The sequence below is a fragment of the Aeromonas sp. R7-4 genome (assembly GCF_040908055.1).
Classification (GTDB): domain Bacteria; phylum Pseudomonadota; class Gammaproteobacteria; order Enterobacterales; family Aeromonadaceae; genus Aeromonas; species Aeromonas sanarellii.
Window position 1 is genome coordinate 64,480 of the sequence record NZ_JBFODA010000031.1, and the last position, 16,760, is coordinate 81,239.

Below are 16,760 nucleotides of genomic sequence, written 5' to 3' on the forward strand. Positions count from 1 at the left end.
AAGGACGGCACGGAGGTGCAGGCATGTTATCCAAGCCCACCCCCGCCCGTCCAGAGTTCATTGATGAGATGCGTGATGGGCCGGATGTGTCGGAACCCGAGTGCCCGGCTTACTGGCGGATGAGGCGCAGATTCGCGGGAACCGGCTCCCAGTCGCTGCGGAAGGGGTTGATGTCCAGTCCGCCGCGGCGGGTGTAGCGGGCGTGGACGGTCAGCTGTGTCGGGGCGCAGAAGTGCTTGAGATCGGTGAAGATGCGCTCGATGCACTGCTCGTGGAACTCGTTGTGCTGGCGGAACGAGATGAGGTAGCGCAAGAGCTTCTCCCGGTCGAGGCGCGGGCCGCGATAGCGGATCACCACGGAACCCCAGTCCGGCTGGCTGGTGACCAGGCAGTTGGACTTGAGCAGGTGGCTGTGCAGGGTCTCCTCCACGATCTCGGTGCCGGCGGCCCCTTGCAGCAGGGTCTCGTCAAACTCGTAGCCGTCCACCTCGATATCCAGATCGTCGATGCACTCACCGGGCAGCTGCACTATCTGATGGGGGGCCTCATCGAGGGGGAAGAGGGTGACGCTCACGGGGGCGCCGGCGCAGGCGCTCAGATCCTGAACCAGCAGCGCCTGTACCGCCTCCAGGGAGTCGCAGCGCGTCTGGTTGAAGGAGTTGAGGTAGAGCTTGAAGGATTTTGACTCGATGAGGTTCGGGCTGGCGGCGGGTACGGCCACCTCGCCGAGGGCGACCACGGGCTTGCCCTTGGCATTGAGCCAGGAGAGTTCGTACAGGGTCCAGACGTCGCAGCCCTCGAACGGCAGGGTCTCGCCAAGGCCCAGATCGTCGCGGTTCAGGCTGCGTGGCACAGGTTGCAGCAGACTCGGGGTGTACTGGCTGATGTAGGCGGACTGCTGCCCCAGGCTCAGGCCCTGCAGCGCACTGGCGCCGGCGTATCTCTCTTGTTTGCTCATGCTGGTTTGCTCACGCTTGTCTGACAAAGGGTTTGATGGTGCAATTGCCGGATTTTTCGGTCACTGTCTTGCGGCGATCAGAGGCCGCTATTGTGGGGAATATCGATGACGGATCAAGTCCTGTCTGCTCTGGAGCAGTTCTTTTTACGCTGGCAGCGCGATGGCGAGGCGAGACGGGGGCTGCCCCTGTGCGAGTGGGAGGCCGAGTGGCGCTCTCCCTGCGAGCTGGATGAGCCCAAAGAGGGGCGGGTGGCCTGGCGCCCCCACAGGCGCGACCAGCCTGCCGACTTCGCGGCCATGGCCGATGCCCTCGAACTGACTCTACATCCGAGCGTCCTTGTCCTGTTTGGTCACTGGTTCAGCCGCCCCCTTCCCTGTTCCTACAAGGGGCTGCGCATCGAGCTGATCCTGCCGTGGAACGAGGACGATCTGGACCTGCTCAAGGAGAACCTCATCGGTCACCTGCTGATGCTGCGCAAGCTGAAGCGTTCCCCCTCGCTCTTCATCGCCACCACCCGCAACGAGATGACGTTGGTGTCGCTCGACAACGAGAGCGGCCAGGTGTGGCTGGAGTGGCTGGACTCAGGTCGCCGCCTGGCGCTGGCCCCCTCGTTGCCGGCATTTCTGGCGCGGCTGGAGACCCTGCCCCATTGAGACGGGCAGGATGAGCAGGATGAGCAGGATGAGAGAGGGTCTTGCCATCTGGCAAGGCCCTCTCTTTTTATGGGGGCCGCGCCGGCGGCCCCTAGTCCTTGAAGTCCCAGGAGAGGTTGGACACCAGGCGGCAGGGATCGCACTTGAAGTCGAAGATCTCGTGCAGGGGGGCGGTCAGCGCCCAGTCGCCGCCACAGCCGGGGCAGGGGCGGGCCCGTTCTTCGGCGGCGCTCAGGCCGCCGACCCGGTAGAGATAGTAATAGGTAGGGATGCCGCTCAGGGCCTCCAGTCGACTGACGAGATCGCTGCCCCGGCGTTGCAGCCGGCTGCCCACCTCGCCGATTTCGTGCAGGGCGGCGTGCTCGGCGATGGAGCCGTTCATCTGCAGCTGATCGCAGGCCTCCCAATCCTCCTGCCACTTGATGATCTGCTTGTGGTCGCCGTTGGCGACGGCAGGCAGTCGATAGAGCGGAATGGGGGCGAAATGGTCGCCGCAGCGCAGGGGAGAGCAGCTGTGCAGGAAGCTGGTATAGAGCAGCATCCAGCTCGGGCGCTCGCCCTCCTGGCCGCACGGATCCGTGCTGTCGGACAGCAGATCCATGCCCTGAAGCTGGAGTTTGGGAGCCAGCAGCCCGGCCTGGTGCAGGCCTTGTTCGGCCAGGGCCACCAGTTCGCTCTGATTGTCCGGATGCAGGCTGTCCTGCTCCGGGCAGACCACCCGGCTGATAAAATGGCCTGGGTGCATGCTGGTGGGAAACTCCCGCCCCAGGATCTGCCCCTGGTAGCGCAGCATGTCGAGGTAGTGGACTATGGCCCGCTCGGCCTCCCCGAGGGAGGTATCGCGGTAGCACTCAAAGGTGAGTTCGAGGATGTACATGGTGACGCGTCAATCCCGCTTGTGGTCGAGCAGCAGGTCGGTGAGGCGATCGACCTTCTGCTCGAGCCTAGCGAGCTGCTCGCTCAGTTGCAGCAGGCCGACGGTTTCCGGGGCCGCAGGGGGCATCGCGGGGACGCTGGCGGGCGCGGGCTCAGCCGACTGGGGCTGCTGCTTCCACTGGCTCAGCACCTTGAGCAGCTCGGCCATGGGCACGGGATGGCTGAGGCGGGCCTTGACCATGGCGGTGGAGGGGGTGATCCCCCTGGCACTGAGTTCGTTGGCTATCTGGATGATCTCTTGGGCTGACATCTTGGCTCCTGCGCGGCCGTCTTGCTGCTTGCGGATGGTGGCACAGAGCTTAATCAAAGCCTGCCCATCAGGAAAGCGGCGCGAGGGGGACTGGCTCAGCTGGTTGACGTGGGGGGACGCCAGGGCGATTGAGATGTGACTGGGGCTCTGCGCTAACCCAGAGCCCGGCTGCCGGAAAAGCGGGAGCGTCAGTGGGTCTGGCGCAGCATCACGTCCAGCTGGTCGATGGCTTCCGCCCAGTCTGAGTCATTCCAGAGCGCATCGCGCAGGAAGCCCGCCTGGGAAGGGGTCCAGAACGGGGCCTCGGGCAGCAGGGTCTGGTTGTCCAGGGGGTGCTCGCGGATGAAGCGGTGCAGGCTGGTCTCGTCATTGGCCAGTCCCAGCTGGGCAAACAGGGCTGTCATGTCATGGGTCAGCAATTCCATCTCGGCGCTCCTTGCAGGGGGGTTGTCGAGAATTATAGTCAGCCCCCGGGGCCTTGACCCGGCCTAGGAGGGCAGACGATGGGGTGGCAACTCGACCCCGGCGACGTGCAGCCCCTGCATGCACAGCTGGCCCTGGTAATGGCTCTCGCCGTCGCTGGAGAACTCGAACTGGTAGTAGGTGAGCAGGCGCAGGGGCTTGTGCCCCAGCGCGCGATGGGTGCGTGCCAGCGACAGCAGTTGCAGGTCGTGGTGCTGGCAGTAGCGGCGCATGTATTGCCAGGCCAGCTCCGCCTGACGGCGCTGTTGCCAGAAGGCCCAGCCAACGAGGCCGAGCAGCAAGATCCCAAGCATTTCTCCCATCAACGGGTTCCTTCTGTGATGTCGGTGGGGCCCGGCTCCAGGAGGGGAGCCGGGCCAGCAAGCGTTCCTACGCCGAGGCGAACAGGCGACCTATGGCCTGGCCGAGGGCCTCGCTGCGTGCGGGGTCGCGCAGTCTCGCCAGCATATCATTGCGCAGGGCCGGTAAAGTGACGAGCTCGGCAAATACCTGGTTGAAGAACTGGGTGGGTTGCAGGGCAAGCTGCTCGAGGAACAGGCCGAGCAGCGCCGGGCTTTTCAGATCGGGCCAGAGGCGGCCCGCGATGGCGAGCAGCAGGGAGGGGCTGGGGCGGGTCTGCAGCAGGGTCAGCAGCTTGTTGCTGCGCAGCTCGTTGCCCGGGCAGGAGGCCAGGGCCCGGCACAGATAGGCCAGGGTCTCGGCATCGGGCTCGACGCACTCCTGCTCCTTGCCGATGCGCTCCAGCAGCGCGCCTTGCAGGGCGAGGGGGAGGGGCGCGTTCTCCAGGCTCTGGCACAGGGCGTAGAGCGGTGCCTGCGGGAGCTTCGGCAACGCCTTGCACACCAGGGCCAGGTTGCGCTCATCCTGCAGCCGCTCCGCCAGATCGGCAAAGCCCTGCAGCCCCAGGTGCTGCCACCCCTCTTCCCCCGGCGCCGCCAGATAGTGGCAGAGCGCCTCGTAGTAGGCGGAAGGGGCCTGCTCCAGCTGGCGGGCCAGCTTGGCGTGCAGGCTGGCCATCTTGGCCTCGGCCGGACGGAAGGTGTAGGGGTTGTCGGCCAGACGCTGCGCCTTCTCCTCATCCAGCTCCCCGGTGAGCTTGTAACCCAGGGTCTCGACCACCTGGTCCATGAAGTGCTTGGGGCCGCTGGAGATGAGCAGACCACGCTCATCGAGGGCAAACTTGAGGAACCAGAGGTAGTGTCTTGACTCGGCGGGCTGGAAGAAGTGCACGCCGAGCCAGGCATGTTGCTGCAACGGCCAGGGGTAGGGCTCCTGCTGCTGCTCGATGCGCACGAAGAGGTCGCTCGCCAGCGGGCGCACCTGGCGGCCCATGTCGAACAGCTGGAACTGGGTATCGGCCTGGGTCAGAAATTCGGTCAGCGTATTGATGGAAGACATGAGGAGATCCGGCTTGAAGGTGATGCCGGGGATTATAAGGAGGCTGCACCAGATAGCCAGTGGCGGTCGCAGCGGGCGAGAGGGCGACGGCAGCATGGCAGCCGTCCCGGGGGCGGTGTATAGTAACGCCCCTTTTTGATGGCTCTGTTGAGTGGGGCGTCGACACCCGTCGGCCACACGATGAGGAAGTGAGATGAATCAATATCTGCTGGTCGCCGGCCTGCTGGGAGAGTTGACAGCCGAGCTGCAACGCCTGGAACGCTGGCAAGCCGAGCATCCGGGCAGCGAGGCGCTGGCAAGCGAGCTGCCGTTCTGCGTCGATACCCTGAGTTTCGATCAGTGGCTGCAATTCGTGCTGATCCCCCGCATGGAGCAGCTGGTGCTGCTGCAGGCGCCGTTGCCGACCAGCGTCTCCCTCTACCCCATGGCGAGCGAAGTCTACAAGGAAGAGCTGGCCGAGGTGGAAGCCCTGCTGCGTCTGATCGCCCGCTTCGATCTGCTGCTCTCCGGCAAAGTGGTCGAGCAATGATGGGTGAGCCGGTCAGCGCAAAGAACGCCTTGGTACCGACCCTGCTCTATCAGGATGACTGGCTGGTGGCGGTCAACAAGCCGTCGGGTCTCCTGGTGCACCGCAGTTGGCTCGACAAGGGGGAGACCCGCTTCGCCATGCAGATGACCCGGGATCTCATCGGCGGTCGCCATGTCTATCCGGTACACAGGCTCGACAGGCCCACCTCTGGGGTGCTGCTGTTTGCGCTGGATCCGGCGGTGGCCCGCACTCTGACAGAGGCTTTCGCCGCGCGCCGCGTACACAAGGAGTATCTGGCGCTGGTGCGGGGATGGGCCCCCGAGGAGGGGCTCATCGATTACCCGCTCAAGGAGCAGCTGGACAAGATAGCCGACGCCATGAGCGACCCGGATCGCCCCGCCCAGGAGGCGGTGACCGCGTTTCGCCGCCTGCACAAGGTCGAGCTGCCCCATGCGGTCTCCAAGAAGCACCCCACCAGCCGCTACAGCCTGGTACGGCTCTTCCCCAAGACGGGGCGCAAGCACCAGCTGCGCCGCCACCTGGATCACCTGTTCCATCCCATCGTCGGCGACACCACCCATGGCGATGGCCGGCATAACCGCTTCTTTCGCGAGCACTACGGCTGCGACAGGCTGCTGCTGATCGCCCACAAGCTCAGCTTCGAGCATCCCGTGCTCAAGGTGCCGATGCGGATCCAGGCGCCGTTGGGGCCCCAGGTGCTGCAGCTGTTCGCCGAACTGGGCTGGCCCGCCAGCGAGAGCGACTACGGCGTTTGAGTCAGTCTTCATCTGTTTCCTCTGACCGGGCTGTGGCATGCTGTAGGCCAGGTCCGTCAGAGGAATGACTTATGGCTCAACGAGATACTTCTCCCTTCACCGTGTGTCATCATATCCAGCCTGGGGGAAATGCCCCGAGCGTCCCGCCCGAAGCGGGCCAGCCTCTTCCCCTGAGGAGTCGCTGATGGCCGAGATCGACATCCTGGTCGGCACAGTCTATGGCGCCGCCATGCTGGTGGCCGAGACCCTGAGCGACCACCTGCAGGCCAGCGGCCATGTCTGCCGTATCTTCGACGAGGCCGAACTGGAGGACATCGATGCCTCCCGTTTTCTGCTGATCGTCAGCGCCACCACGGGGCAGGGCGATATTCCCCCCAACTTGCAACCCTTTGCCAGCGCTCTGGCCGATCGTGCCCCTTATATGAAGGGGTGGCGCTATGCCCTCATCGCCATGGGGGACAGCAGCTATGAGCATTTCTGCGGGGCGGGGCGAAGGCTGGATGAGTTGTTGCAGGAGCTGGCGGCCGTTCCCCTGATACCGCGTCTGGAGATAGACGCGACCGTGGTGGACGAGCCAGAGGTGGCGGCGCTGGCCTGGTTGAAAACCTGGGAAAATAGGCTGTAGCCGGATTGGCGCATATTTTAAATGTCTCCCCCGTGAGCCTGCTGACGGGGGAGCATTATTTTGGGACTCATTGCTTCTACTCTCAAATATTATCCTGTCTGATTGCCGGTTATTTTTCTCTCGAACAGAGTGCACCGACAGACCCATATTCATCAAAAACGCGACAAACCAGAAAATTAAAAGTTCCCCATTGAAAGCGATTTCAATCATGTTTTTGCCACTGAGCGACTGGTTTTTAACTTAACTCTCATCGCAAATTAATGTTTGAATGCATTTTTCATAGTCTATTATTGCTGTGACTGGCTTTTTTGGGGTGATTTGTTGTTCTTGTTATGCTTTTCTTGACTGACGCTCTCTCCTGTGGCTTGAGGGGAGCGATTTGTCACCATTTTGTGAATCAGCTCATGTTTGTCCCGAAATTGGCTACCTATAATCGGCCTCGGTTATCACCAAAACGTTTTTCCGGTGATAAGAACTTGAATATCAGGATCACACTCCTCTCAGCGGGAATAAGGAAAATGAAAATGAAAGCAAAGTGGCTCCCGATCGCTGCAGCAGTTACCGCAGCCCTGGCTTCCCAAGCCGCCTTCGCCGTTGATTTCCACGGCTACTTCCGTTCAGGTGTCGGCGTTTCCGGTGACGGCGACATGGTGAAATACAGCGTCAACAAGGTTGGTCGTCTGGGTAACGAAAACGACACCTACGGCGAAGTGCAACTGGGTCAGGAAGTCTTCAACAAAGATGGCAAGACTTTCTACGTTGATTCCATGTTCGCCATGTCTTCTGACGGTTCCAACGACTGGGAAGGGACCGGCACCGTCTGCAACTTCGACGCCAAGCAGTGCAACGGCGACTCCGACTTCGCTCTGCGCCAGTTCAACGTGCAAGCCAAGGGCCTGCTGGGCTTCGCCCCGGAAGCCACCCTCTGGGCCGGTAAGCGTTACTACCAACGTCACGACATTCACATCTCTGACTTCTACTACTGGAACATCTCCGGTGCCGGTGCCGGTATCGAAGGCATCCAGGCTGGTCCTGGCAAGGTCTCCTTCGCCTGGGTTCGCAACGACCGCAGCGCAGCCGATGTCTTCGGTCAGTACACCCAGACCGGTGTAGATGGCAATGGTGATCCGGTTTACCAGAAGAACGAAAATCTGAACGTCAACACCCTGGACGTGCGTTATGCCGGCATCCCGCTGTGGCAAGACGGCTCTCTGGAAGTGGGCGCCATGTATGCCCTGATCAATGAGACCGACGCTCAGAAAGAGCTGAAAAACGACAACATGAAGAACGGCGTCATGCTGACTGCCGAACTAACCCAGGGCATCTTCGGTGGCTTCAACAAGACCGTGCTGCAGTACGGTACCGAAGGCTACTCCAAGACCATGGCCTTCTACGGTGACGGCTCCTGGTACGGTGCTGAAGCGAAAGACGGTGCCGATGGCTACCGTATCATCAACTGGGGTGTCATCCCGATGGGCAACTCCTGGGAGATGGGTCACCAGTTGGTCTACGGTGTAGGCAACGAGATGTGGAATGGTAACGACAAGTACGAAACCCTGTCTGCCGTTATCCGCCCGATGTACAAGTGGGATGACTTCAACAAGACCATCTTCGAAGGCGGCTACTTCCAGGACAAGAACAAGTCCACCTCCGGTACCACCGACAAAGACGGTGCTTACAAGCTGACCCTGGCCCAGGCCTGGTCCGCCGGCTCCAGCTTCTGGGCCCGTCCGGAAATCCGTGTGTTCGCCTCCTACCTGGAGAACACCGAGGACAACAACGCCTTTGAAGGCGGTACCTCCAAAGACACTTATCAGGTTGGTGTGCAAGCAGAAGCCTGGTGGTAAGCAATATCTTCAGTTAAGTTAGTCACTGCCCCCTTATGGGGGCAGTTTTGTTTCTCAGGAATTGGCAATCGGGTTATGGAGAGAAGAAGAATGAAACTGGTAAAGATGTCTATCGCGGCCGTGGTTACCGCGCTGTTGGCCGGCTGTTCCGGTAGCATGGTCGTGCCCGTGCAGGATCACGCCTCCATCCTGAGCAATGCCGATCAGGCCAAGCAGGCGCTCTCCCAGGCGACGAGCTGCTGCAAGGATTTCAACGAATTCAATTATGTTTCTCTGCCGGAAGGCGAGACGCTGCTGACCATAGATGGCAAGCAGCCCAGTTATCAGTTTGACGAGGGGATGAGCTACTTCGCCGCCTATCGTCTGCCCATCAATACCGGCAACCTGGCCATCACGCTGGCATCCCAGGTGAGCAAGACGGTGCTGATCCCCAAGGTCATCATGCTGGATGCCCAGTTCAAGGTGACTCGCGTATTGGGTGAGTCCGTATTCAGCTACCAACCCGCCCACCTGCTCGACAATGACAGGATCGAAGGCAAGGTGTTCGTGGACCGCAGCATGCCGGGCAATCCCGCCGCTGAAACCTATATGGTGATATACGCGCCGGGGGACGAGTTGTCCGGCAGTACCACCATCTTGCACCCGGCCAAGGCCTTTGCCCGCGCCAATGGCACGGTGGAGCCGGAGATCCAGGACCCCGTGATCCCGCATTCACCCTGGGGTCTGGTTCAGATCAAGGCGGTCGACATGGCCAAGGGGCAGGGTATCGAGGCCGTCTTCAAGCCCGAGTATTCGGACAAGGTGGCGATGAGTCAGGCCAAGCCGGCCACAACAGCCGTGGCTGCCTCGGCCGTCACCACGGCGGCAGTGGCCGCAGCACCGAGTACGCCGGCTCCCGCCATGCTGAGCGAGACCGAGAGCTTCTACAACGCCCAGATCGAGAAGGCGGTGAAGGCCGGGGATATCGACAAGGCGATGCAACTGGTGAATGAAGCGGAACGTGCCGGGTCAACCAAGGCGAAATCCGTCTTTATTGATGCGGTGAAACGGTCACAAAAGAACTAAATATCCTGACTTATTTAAATTGCTATTTGTTGGAGGCCTCCCTTGTTGGAGGCCTTTTTAATCGGTAGACTTGATAATATAAAGCAGTGCTTGGTTACGTTTAGTTACATTGGGTTTCTCTGTGTATTATTTTGTTTCTCCTTGATTTATTTTGAAGTGGTTTTTTTCTTTTTGCGGTATTGCTATAACAACGCGAAATAATATTCAAGATTACACCCTTCCTGCTTATTTATTATCTTGTGATCTCTCCTCCAAATTTATTATTCCCTTGTCCTCGGTAGAGGCAATTCCATATCTGCTGGGTTATATTCTGGTGGTCAAAATAAGCAACCCGGGAAACGCTCCAGTACAATCGCGGATGAAGCAGGTGGTCATCCATAAACTGTACGGGGTCGTTGTCGGAAAAAAAATCCATTCAGGAGCGCACACATGTTAAAAAATGCATTCTCTAATCTGCAAAAGGTCGGTAAGGCGCTGATGCTGCCTGTATCGGTCTTGCCCGTAGCAGGTATTCTGCTGGGGGTGGGGGCTGCCCACTTCAGCTGGCTGCCGGAAATCGTCTCTCAACTGATGGAGCAGGCCGGTGGTTCCGTCTTTGGCCAGATGGCTCTGCTGTTTGCCGTGGGCGTCGCTCTCGGCTTCACCAATAACGACGGTGTATCCGGCCTGTCCGCCATCGTCGGCTACGGCATCATGGTCGCCACCCTGAAGGTGATGGCCCCTGTGATGGGCGTCGAGAGCATCGATACCGGTGTGCTGGGCGGTATCCTCGCCGGTGGTGTTGCCGCCTGGGCGTTCAACCGCTTCTACAAGATCCAGCTGCCCGAGTACCTCGGCTTCTTCGCAGGCAAGCGTGCCGTGCCCATCATCACCGGTTTCGTCTCCATCGGTCTGGGTGTGGTCCTCTCCTTCATCTGGCCGCCGATCGGTGGTGCCATCGGTGCCTTCTCCGACTGGGCTGCCAACCAGAACCCGGTTCTGGCCTTCGGTATCTACGGCGTGGTTGAGCGCTCCCTGATCCCGTTCGGTCTGCACCACATCTGGAACGTGCCTTTCTTCTACCAGGCGGGTACCTGTGTCAACGCCGCCGGTGAAACCGTGCACGGCATCATGACCTGCTTCCTGACCGCGGACGATGCGTCCCGCGCTGCCGGTAACGGCTTCGGTCAGCTGGCCGGTGGTTACCTGTTCAAGATGTTCGGTCTGCCTGCCGCTGCGTTTGCCATCGCACACGCTGCCAAGCCGGAAAACCGTGCCAAGATCGTCGGTATCATGGCCTCTGCCGCCCTGACCTCCTTCCTGACCGGTATTACCGAACCTATCGAGTTCTCCTTCCTGTTCGTGGCTCCGGTGCTGTACGCCATTCACGCGCTGCTGGCGGGTCTGGCCTATGTCCTGACCAACACGCTGGGTGTCGTGCACGGTCACACCTTCTCCAACGGCTTCATCGACTTCGTGGTGCAATCACCCCGTGCCGACAACATGTTGCTGCTGGTGGGTCTGGGTCTGGTTTACGCCGTCATCTACTACGTGGTCTTCACCGTGGTGATCCGTGCCATGAACCTGAAGACGCCGGGTCGCGAAGATGAGAGCGCACAAGAGTCCTCTGCCGGTCAGAGCAAGGATGAGATGTCTGCCGCTCTGGTCTACGCCTTCGGTGGCAAAGAGAACATCGCCTCCCTGGACGCCTGCATCACCCGTCTGCGTGTCGGTGTGAAGGACGTGGCCAAGGTTGACCAGGCTGGTCTGAAGAAGCTGGGCGCTGCCGGTGTGGTGGTTGCCGGTTCCGGTGTACAGGCCATCTTCGGCACCAAGTCCGACAACCTGAAAACCGACATGGACATCTGGATGAAGAGCAACTAATCCCTGCTTTCATACCGAGTTCCGAAAGGGGAGGCACAAGCCTCCCTTTTTTCTGCCCGCCGTTCAGGAGTCGGCATCATCGCGCAGGGTCCCGGGCCTGGCTCGTGGCGTAGGGCTGGCCAGCGGCCATAAAAAAGGCGCCTGATGGCGCCTTTTTGAATGGAATGGGGTCAGAGTTTCTCCAGATCCCGCTCAATCTCGCTGATCTTGTTCTGTACCACCTTCTCCAGGTGGCGCAGGTCCCGCAGTATCTTCTGCTTGATGTCCGGATCGGCCTGGGTCTGTCCGCCCTGGGTCAGGCTGTCGAGTTCGTCCACCACGTACTTGAGGTTGGCGTTGATCTCGGTGACGTCCTTGTATTCATGGGTACCCGAGTTGACCAGCATGGTCTTGCGCTGGCGGGGATACTTGAACTTGACGCTCTTGGCGAAGAACTCGCCCTTCTGCTTCTTGAAATAGATCTTGAGAATGTCGTGGTTGGCCTCCTGGCGCAGGGTGTAGCTGTCCACTGAGGTGGGTTCCTGGATCCCCAGGCTCTTCAGATTCTCGTACATCGGGCTTCCTTGGTTTGAAACGATCCTGACCTGTTTATCTTACCCGAGTCGGGCCCGCTTGCCTGTGACAGGTGCGCCAAATTCAGGAGGGGCTCAAAGGAGTGCTGTGTTCAGGGGATGGATCATGGGAAGAGCCCCTTGCCGCTATCGCCGTCTGGCGAAGTGATGAAGGGACTCTCGTCGATCTACTAGAAAAGCGGGTGCGGGCGGGACAAGAGCAACCAAAAAGGCGCCATCAGGCGCCCTTTTAATCACGGCCAAGAGGATTACTCGTCGATGGAACGCAGCAGGGCGTTGATGCCGACCTTGGCGCGGGTCTTGGCATCCACCTTCTTGACGATGACGGCGGCGTACAGGCTGTACTTGCCGCACTTGGAAGGCAGGGAGCCGGAGACGACCACGGAGCCGGCCGGGACGCGGCCATAGTGGATCTCGCCGGTTTCACGGTCATAGATACGGGTGGACTGGCCGATGAAGACACCCATGGAGATGACGGAGCCCTCCTCGACGATCACCCCTTCCACCACCTCGGAACGGGCACCGATGAAGCAGTTGTCTTCGATGATGGTCGGGTTGGCCTGCAGCGGCTCCAGTACGCCACCGATGCCGACGCCGCCGGAGAGGTGCACGTTCTTGCCGATCTGGGCGCAGGAGCCAACGGTGGCCCAGGTGTCGACCATGGTACCTTCATCCACGAAGGCGCCGATGTTGACGTAGGAGGGCATCAGCACGGTATTGGGGGCGATGAAGGAGCCCTTGCGCGCGGTGGCCGGCGGCACCACGCGTACACCGGCGGCCTTGAACTGCTCGGCGCTGTAGTCGGAGAACTTGAGGGGAACCTTGTCGTAGTACTGGGCATCGTCGCCCTTGATGATGCCGTTGTCATTGATGCGGAAATAGAGCAGCACCGCCTTCTTCAGCCACTGGTGGACGACCCACTCGCCGGCGATCTTCTCGGCGACGCGGGCCTTGCCGGAGTCCAGCAGATCGATGGCCTCCAGGATGGCGGCCTTGGTGGCGGCATCGACGGAGCCGGGGGTGATGGAGTCACGGCGCTCGAAGGCCGCTTCGATGGTCTGTTGCAACTGGGTCATGACAAGTTTCCTCTAAAAAATTCTGTTTGTTGTATCACACTTTTCCAATTGTTTTTAAGGGCTCTCGCCGATTTCTTGAGAAGAAAGGCGATTTATTGTGCTTGAGTGGCCCAACCACTTGTTATGATTGAAAAATTAATACGAGACAAAGGCTCTTATGGGACCTTCGTCCGGCCTGTTCAGCCCTCCGCCTCGCCGGGTTCCTGCGGGTTGAGCTGATTGACCAGCCGCTCTTCCAGCGCCTGCTGCTCGGCCTGGCTCAGGGGCTCCCCGGCCAGGGTGGTGAGGCTGAAGAAGTCCTCCACCCGTTCGCCTATGGTGGTGATCTTGGCGGCGTGCAGCGACAGGCCGCACTGCTGGAACACGGCACCGATGCGGGCCAGCAGGCCAGGGGTATCCAGTGCCGTCAGCTCCAGCAGGGTGTGACGGTTTTCGCCCCTGTGGGGCAGAAACACCACCCGGGTCGGCACGCTGAACTGGCGGTGGCGCCGTGACAGGGGCTTGCTGCGTAGCACCAGCTTGCCTGGCTCCTGCAGCGCCTTCTCCAGCGCCTTCTTGATGGTGGCGGTGCGGTTGGGGCTGATGGGTTCGCCGCTTGGTTCCAGCACGATGAAGGTATCCAGCACATAGTCGTTGCGCGAGTTCATGATCTGGGCGTCGTGGATGCTGAGGTTCTTCTGATCCAGCGCCGAGGCTACGGTGGCGAACAGGTTGGGCATGTCGCGGCAATAGATGAACACCTCGCTGCCGCCCCGGATGGGGTGCTTGCCGATGAGCACCAGGGGCGCCGGGTTATCGCCGTGGGCGATGATCTTGCGGCAGTGCCAGGCGATCTGCTCCGGACTGTGGCGCAGGAAGTAGTCGGCCTTGAAGTCGTTCCAGAGGGCGTTGACCGCATCCAGGGATACCTCGCGCTGGGCCAGGATCTGCCGTGCCTGACGCTGGTTCTCGCGGATCTTGAGCCGCATGTCCGGCGGGTTCTCCAGACCCTGGCGCAGGGCCTTCTGGGTGGCGAAGTAGAGCTCGCGAAGCAGGGTCCCTTTCCAGTCGTTCCACAGGGTGTCGTTGGTGGCGCAGATGTCCGCCACGGTCAGGCAATAGAGCAGATCGAGGTGTAATTCGTCGCGCACCTTCTGGGCAAAGTCGGTGACCACGTCCGGATCGTAGATGTCGCGGCGCTGGGCGGTGACCGACATCAGCAGGTGGTGGCGCACCAGCCAGGCGACCAGCCGGCTCTCGTAGCGATCCAGCCCGTGCAACTGGCAGAACTCCAGCGCATCCACGGCGCCGAGTTCGGAGTGATCCCCCCGCCGGCCCTTGGCGATGTCGTGGAACAGGGCCGCGATGCTGAGCAGCTCGGGCTTGCGCAGCTGGGTGAATACCTCGTGGCAGAGCGGGTGGGTCTGGCGGCTAGCCGGGTTGGGGAAGCGATGGATGTTCTGGAGCAGCCTGTGGGTGTGTTCGTCCACCGTGTAGGCGTGGAACATGTCGAACTGCATCTGGCCGACGATGAGATTCCACTGGGGCAGGTAGGCTGCGAGGATCCCGTACTTGTGCATGAGCGTGAGCGGCTGGCCGATGCCGTTAGGGTGGCGCAGCAGCGCCATGAAGAGGCGGCGGCACTCGGGCAGGTCCTGCAGCCAGCAGCTCAGGGTGCGCCTGGCCTCGCGCAACTGGCGCAGGGTGGCGGAGTGGATGCCGGCGATCTCCGGGTGCTGGGCTATCTGGTAGAAGAGCCGCAGGATGGCGGCCGGATCGCGGCCGAACAGTTCGGAATCCACCGCATCGATGAGGCGACCGCGCAGTTGGAACTCGTCGCTGATGCGGCGCACGTCCATGGCGGTGTTGCCGAGGATCGCCTCGTCAAACAGTTGCAGCAGCATCTCGTTGAGCTCGGCCACCCGCCGCACCGTCTGGTAGAAGCGCTTCATCATCTGCTCGACCGGGCCGTTGCCTTCCCCCTCGAAGCCCAGCATCTGGGCCACGGTGCGCTGGCGGTCGAACAGCAGGCGGTTGTCCCCCTTGTTGATGGCCATGTGCAGGGCGAAGCGCACCTTCCAGAGGAAATTCTGGCAGTCGAGCAGTTCGCGGTACTCGGCCCGGTTGAGGAAACCGTGGCTGGTCATCTCGAACAGGGTGGTGGCGCCGAAGTGGCGGCGGGCGACCCAGGCCAGGGTCTGGATGTCGCGCAGCCCCCCCGGATTGTTTTTGAGATCCGGCTCCAGCTTGTAGGCGGTGCCGAGAAACTGCTGGTGGCGCAGGGCCTGCTCTTCGCGCTTGGCGCGAAAGAAAGCCTCGCTCGGCCAGAAATGCTGGGGCTGGGTGGCAGCCTGCAACTGTTCGAACCCCGCCAGGCGACCCGTGATGTAGCGCGCCTCGATGAGGTTGGTGGCGACCGTGATGTCGGCGCGCCCCTGCTCGATGCACTCGGCCACGTTGCGCACCGATTGTCCCACTTCCAGCTTGAGATCCCACAAGAGGGTGATGAACTCGCCGATGCGCAGCCCCAGCACCTCGTCCAGTTCATCCCCTTCGTAGAGCAGCAGCAGGTCGATGTCGGAGTGGGGGTGCAGCTCGCCCCGGCCATAGCCGCCCACCGCAATGAGGGTGAGTTCCGTCTTGTCGAAACCGAACTTGTGCCACAGCCTCGTCAGCAGCGCATCCATGTATTCGGAGCGGGTGGCCACCAGTTCGATGATGTTGTCACCGGCATCGAAGCGTTCGTGCAACCAGGCGAGGAAGCGGCTCAGGTACTCCTTGCAGTTGTCGCGGGTGAGCTGATCGTCGGGCAACAGGTGGGGGGAAAGCAGGCTGGCATCCATGGCATCTCGCACTCTCGGTCTGGCCGGATAAAGAGCAACCCCGGCGTGCGGCCGGGGTTGAATGTCAAACGTGGCGGATAACGCGCTCGATGGTGTCGTCGGGGCGCAGGGTCAGCACCTCGCAGCCGTCCTCGGTCACCAGCAGAGTGTGTTCCCACTGGGCGGAGTCGCCGCCATCCTTGGTGGTGACGGTCCAGCCATCCTTCGGGTTGACCTTGCAGTGGTACTTCTTGCTGTTGACCATGGGCTCTATGGTGAAGCACATGCCAGGTCTCAGCTCCAGCTTGCCGCCGTTGCGGTAGTGCAGGATCTGCGGCTCCTCGTGGAATTCGGCGCCGATGCCGTGGCCGCAGTAGTCGCGCACCACGGAGAAGCCGGCCTGCTCGACGATGGGCTGGATCACGGCGCCGATCTCGGTGATGCACATGCCGGGGCGTACCCGCTTGATGGCGGCGTAGAGGCTATCCTGGGCAACCTTGCACAGCTGGCGGCGCAGGGGAGTGGTCTGGCCCACGATGAACATGGCGGAGGTGTCGCCGTGATAGCCGTCCTTGATGACGGTGATGTCCAGATTGATGATGTCGCCATCGCGCAGCTTCTTGTGGTTCGGGATGCCGTGGCAGATGACATCGTTCACCGAAGTGCAGATGGACTTGGGGAAGCCGTGATAATTCAGCGGCGCGGGGATGGCCTGCTGTACGTCGACGATGTGGTTGTGGCACAGGGTGTTCAGTTCGTCGGTGGTGACGCCCGCCTTGACGTGGGGGGCGATCATGACCAGCACGTCGGCGGCCAGCTGGCCGGCAACGCGCATTTTTTCAATCTCTTCCGGTGTCTTGATTTTAATGGACATGGGATCTCTCTTGGGGCCCGATCGCGCATCCGTTGATGTCCGGCAATCGGGTA

Annotated in this window: 17 protein-coding genes; 7 read left to right on the plus strand and 10 right to left on the minus strand. The window is 61.2% G+C overall.

Translation table 11 applies throughout. The features are described 5' to 3' along the window. Positions 1–109 precede the first annotated feature (109 nt). A complete protein-coding gene (gene queF, locus AB5Y72_RS07760) occupies positions 110–958 on the minus strand; it encodes an NADPH-dependent 7-cyano-7-deazaguanine reductase QueF (RefSeq protein WP_325781898.1) in 849 nt (282 codons plus the stop codon). A 105-nt stretch (positions 959–1,063) separates the two neighbouring features. Between queF and syd the strand changes: the two genes are divergently transcribed. Continuing rightward, the gene (gene syd / locus AB5Y72_RS07765; protein WP_368198816.1) at positions 1,064–1,612 is read left to right on the plus strand and encodes a SecY-interacting protein; all 549 of its coding nucleotides are present in this window, start codon (positions 1,064–1,066) and stop codon (positions 1,610–1,612) included. Between the two features lie 91 nt (positions 1,613–1,703). On the opposite strand, the gene AB5Y72_RS07770 is transcribed toward syd, so the two are convergent. From AB5Y72_RS07770 to AB5Y72_RS07790, 5 genes are all read right to left on the minus strand, one after another. Beyond that, positions 1,704–2,489 carry a Zn-ribbon-containing protein gene (locus AB5Y72_RS07770; protein ID WP_325781899.1) on the minus strand — a complete coding sequence of 262 codons (786 nt, stop codon included), beginning with the start codon at positions 2,487–2,489 and terminating at the stop codon, positions 1,704–1,706. Positions 2,490–2,498: 9 nt separating this feature from the next. Beyond that, positions 2,499–2,798, minus strand: a complete 300-nt coding sequence (locus AB5Y72_RS07775) for a hypothetical protein (protein WP_325781900.1) — start codon at positions 2,796–2,798, stop codon at positions 2,499–2,501. Positions 2,799–2,986: 188 nt separating this feature from the next. Continuing rightward, positions 2,987–3,223 carry a DUF2789 domain-containing protein gene (locus tag AB5Y72_RS07780; protein WP_042074744.1) on the minus strand — a complete coding sequence of 79 codons (237 nt, stop codon included), beginning with the start codon at positions 3,221–3,223 and terminating at the stop codon, positions 2,987–2,989. 63 nt (positions 3,224–3,286) lie between these two features. Then, positions 3,287–3,583: a DUF3301 domain-containing protein gene (locus AB5Y72_RS07785; RefSeq protein WP_039039421.1), complete on the minus strand. Its 297-nt coding sequence runs from the start codon at positions 3,581–3,583 to the stop codon at positions 3,287–3,289. Between the two features lie 67 nt (positions 3,584–3,650). Beyond that, positions 3,651–4,679 carry a DUF3549 family protein gene (locus tag AB5Y72_RS07790; RefSeq protein ID WP_325781901.1) on the minus strand — a complete coding sequence of 343 codons (1,029 nt, stop codon included), beginning with the start codon at positions 4,677–4,679 and terminating at the stop codon, positions 3,651–3,653. A 193-nt stretch (positions 4,680–4,872) separates the two neighbouring features. On the opposite strand from AB5Y72_RS07790, the gene AB5Y72_RS07795 reads away from it, so the two are divergent. The 6 genes from AB5Y72_RS07795 (at position 4,873) to ptsG (ending at position 11,384) form a co-directional block, all read left to right on the plus strand. Beyond that, a complete protein-coding gene (locus tag AB5Y72_RS07795; protein ID WP_042074742.1) occupies positions 4,873–5,208 on the plus strand; it encodes a YqcC family protein in 336 nt (111 codons plus the stop codon). Beyond that, entirely contained in the window at positions 5,208–5,984 is a 777-nt protein-coding gene (gene truC, locus AB5Y72_RS07800) for a tRNA pseudouridine(65) synthase TruC (protein WP_202211931.1), read from the plus strand. The genes AB5Y72_RS07795 and truC overlap by 1 nt, the downstream gene beginning before the upstream one ends. Positions 5,985–6,168: 184 nt before the next feature. Further along, positions 6,169–6,609: a flavodoxin gene (locus tag AB5Y72_RS07805; protein WP_042074738.1), complete on the plus strand. Its 441-nt coding sequence runs from the start codon at positions 6,169–6,171 to the stop codon at positions 6,607–6,609. A gap of 524 nt (positions 6,610–7,133) precedes the next feature. Beyond that, complete coding sequence (locus AB5Y72_RS07810) at positions 7,134–8,456, plus strand: maltoporin (protein ID WP_325781902.1); 1,323 nt, start codon at positions 7,134–7,136, stop codon at positions 8,454–8,456. Positions 8,457–8,546: 90 nt separating this feature from the next. Continuing rightward, entirely contained in the window at positions 8,547–9,521 is a 975-nt protein-coding gene (locus AB5Y72_RS07815; RefSeq protein WP_368198818.1) for a MalM family protein, read from the plus strand. 429 nt (positions 9,522–9,950) lie between these two features. Then, positions 9,951–11,384 (plus strand): PTS glucose transporter subunit IIBC, encoded by a 1,434-nt coding sequence (ptsG, locus tag AB5Y72_RS07820; protein ID WP_368198819.1) that lies wholly within the window; start codon positions 9,951–9,953, stop codon positions 11,382–11,384. A 170-nt stretch (positions 11,385–11,554) separates the two neighbouring features. Here ptsG and AB5Y72_RS07825 read toward each other — a convergent pair whose 3' ends face one another. The 4 genes from AB5Y72_RS07825 to map all read right to left on the minus strand — a co-directional run bounded on the left by AB5Y72_RS07825 (position 11,555) and on the right by map (position 16,707). Continuing rightward, positions 11,555–11,938, minus strand: a complete 384-nt coding sequence (locus AB5Y72_RS07825) for a DUF3461 family protein (RefSeq protein ID WP_042074730.1) — start codon at positions 11,936–11,938, stop codon at positions 11,555–11,557. Positions 11,939–12,204: 266 nt separating this feature from the next. Further along, on the minus strand, positions 12,205–13,032 hold the full coding sequence (dapD, locus tag AB5Y72_RS07830; protein WP_025327920.1) for a 2,3,4,5-tetrahydropyridine-2,6-dicarboxylate N-succinyltransferase: 828 nt from the start codon (positions 13,030–13,032) through the stop codon (positions 12,205–12,207). A gap of 179 nt (positions 13,033–13,211) precedes the next feature. After that, positions 13,212–15,854 carry a bifunctional uridylyltransferase/uridylyl-removing protein GlnD gene (gene glnD / locus AB5Y72_RS07835; protein WP_202211502.1) on the minus strand — a complete coding sequence of 881 codons (2,643 nt, stop codon included), beginning with the start codon at positions 15,852–15,854 and terminating at the stop codon, positions 13,212–13,214. Between the two features lie 64 nt (positions 15,855–15,918). Beyond that, the gene (gene map, locus AB5Y72_RS07840) at positions 15,919–16,707 is read right to left on the minus strand and encodes a type I methionyl aminopeptidase (RefSeq protein WP_368198821.1); all 789 of its coding nucleotides are present in this window, start codon (positions 16,705–16,707) and stop codon (positions 15,919–15,921) included. Between the last annotated feature and the right edge of the window lie 53 nt (positions 16,708–16,760).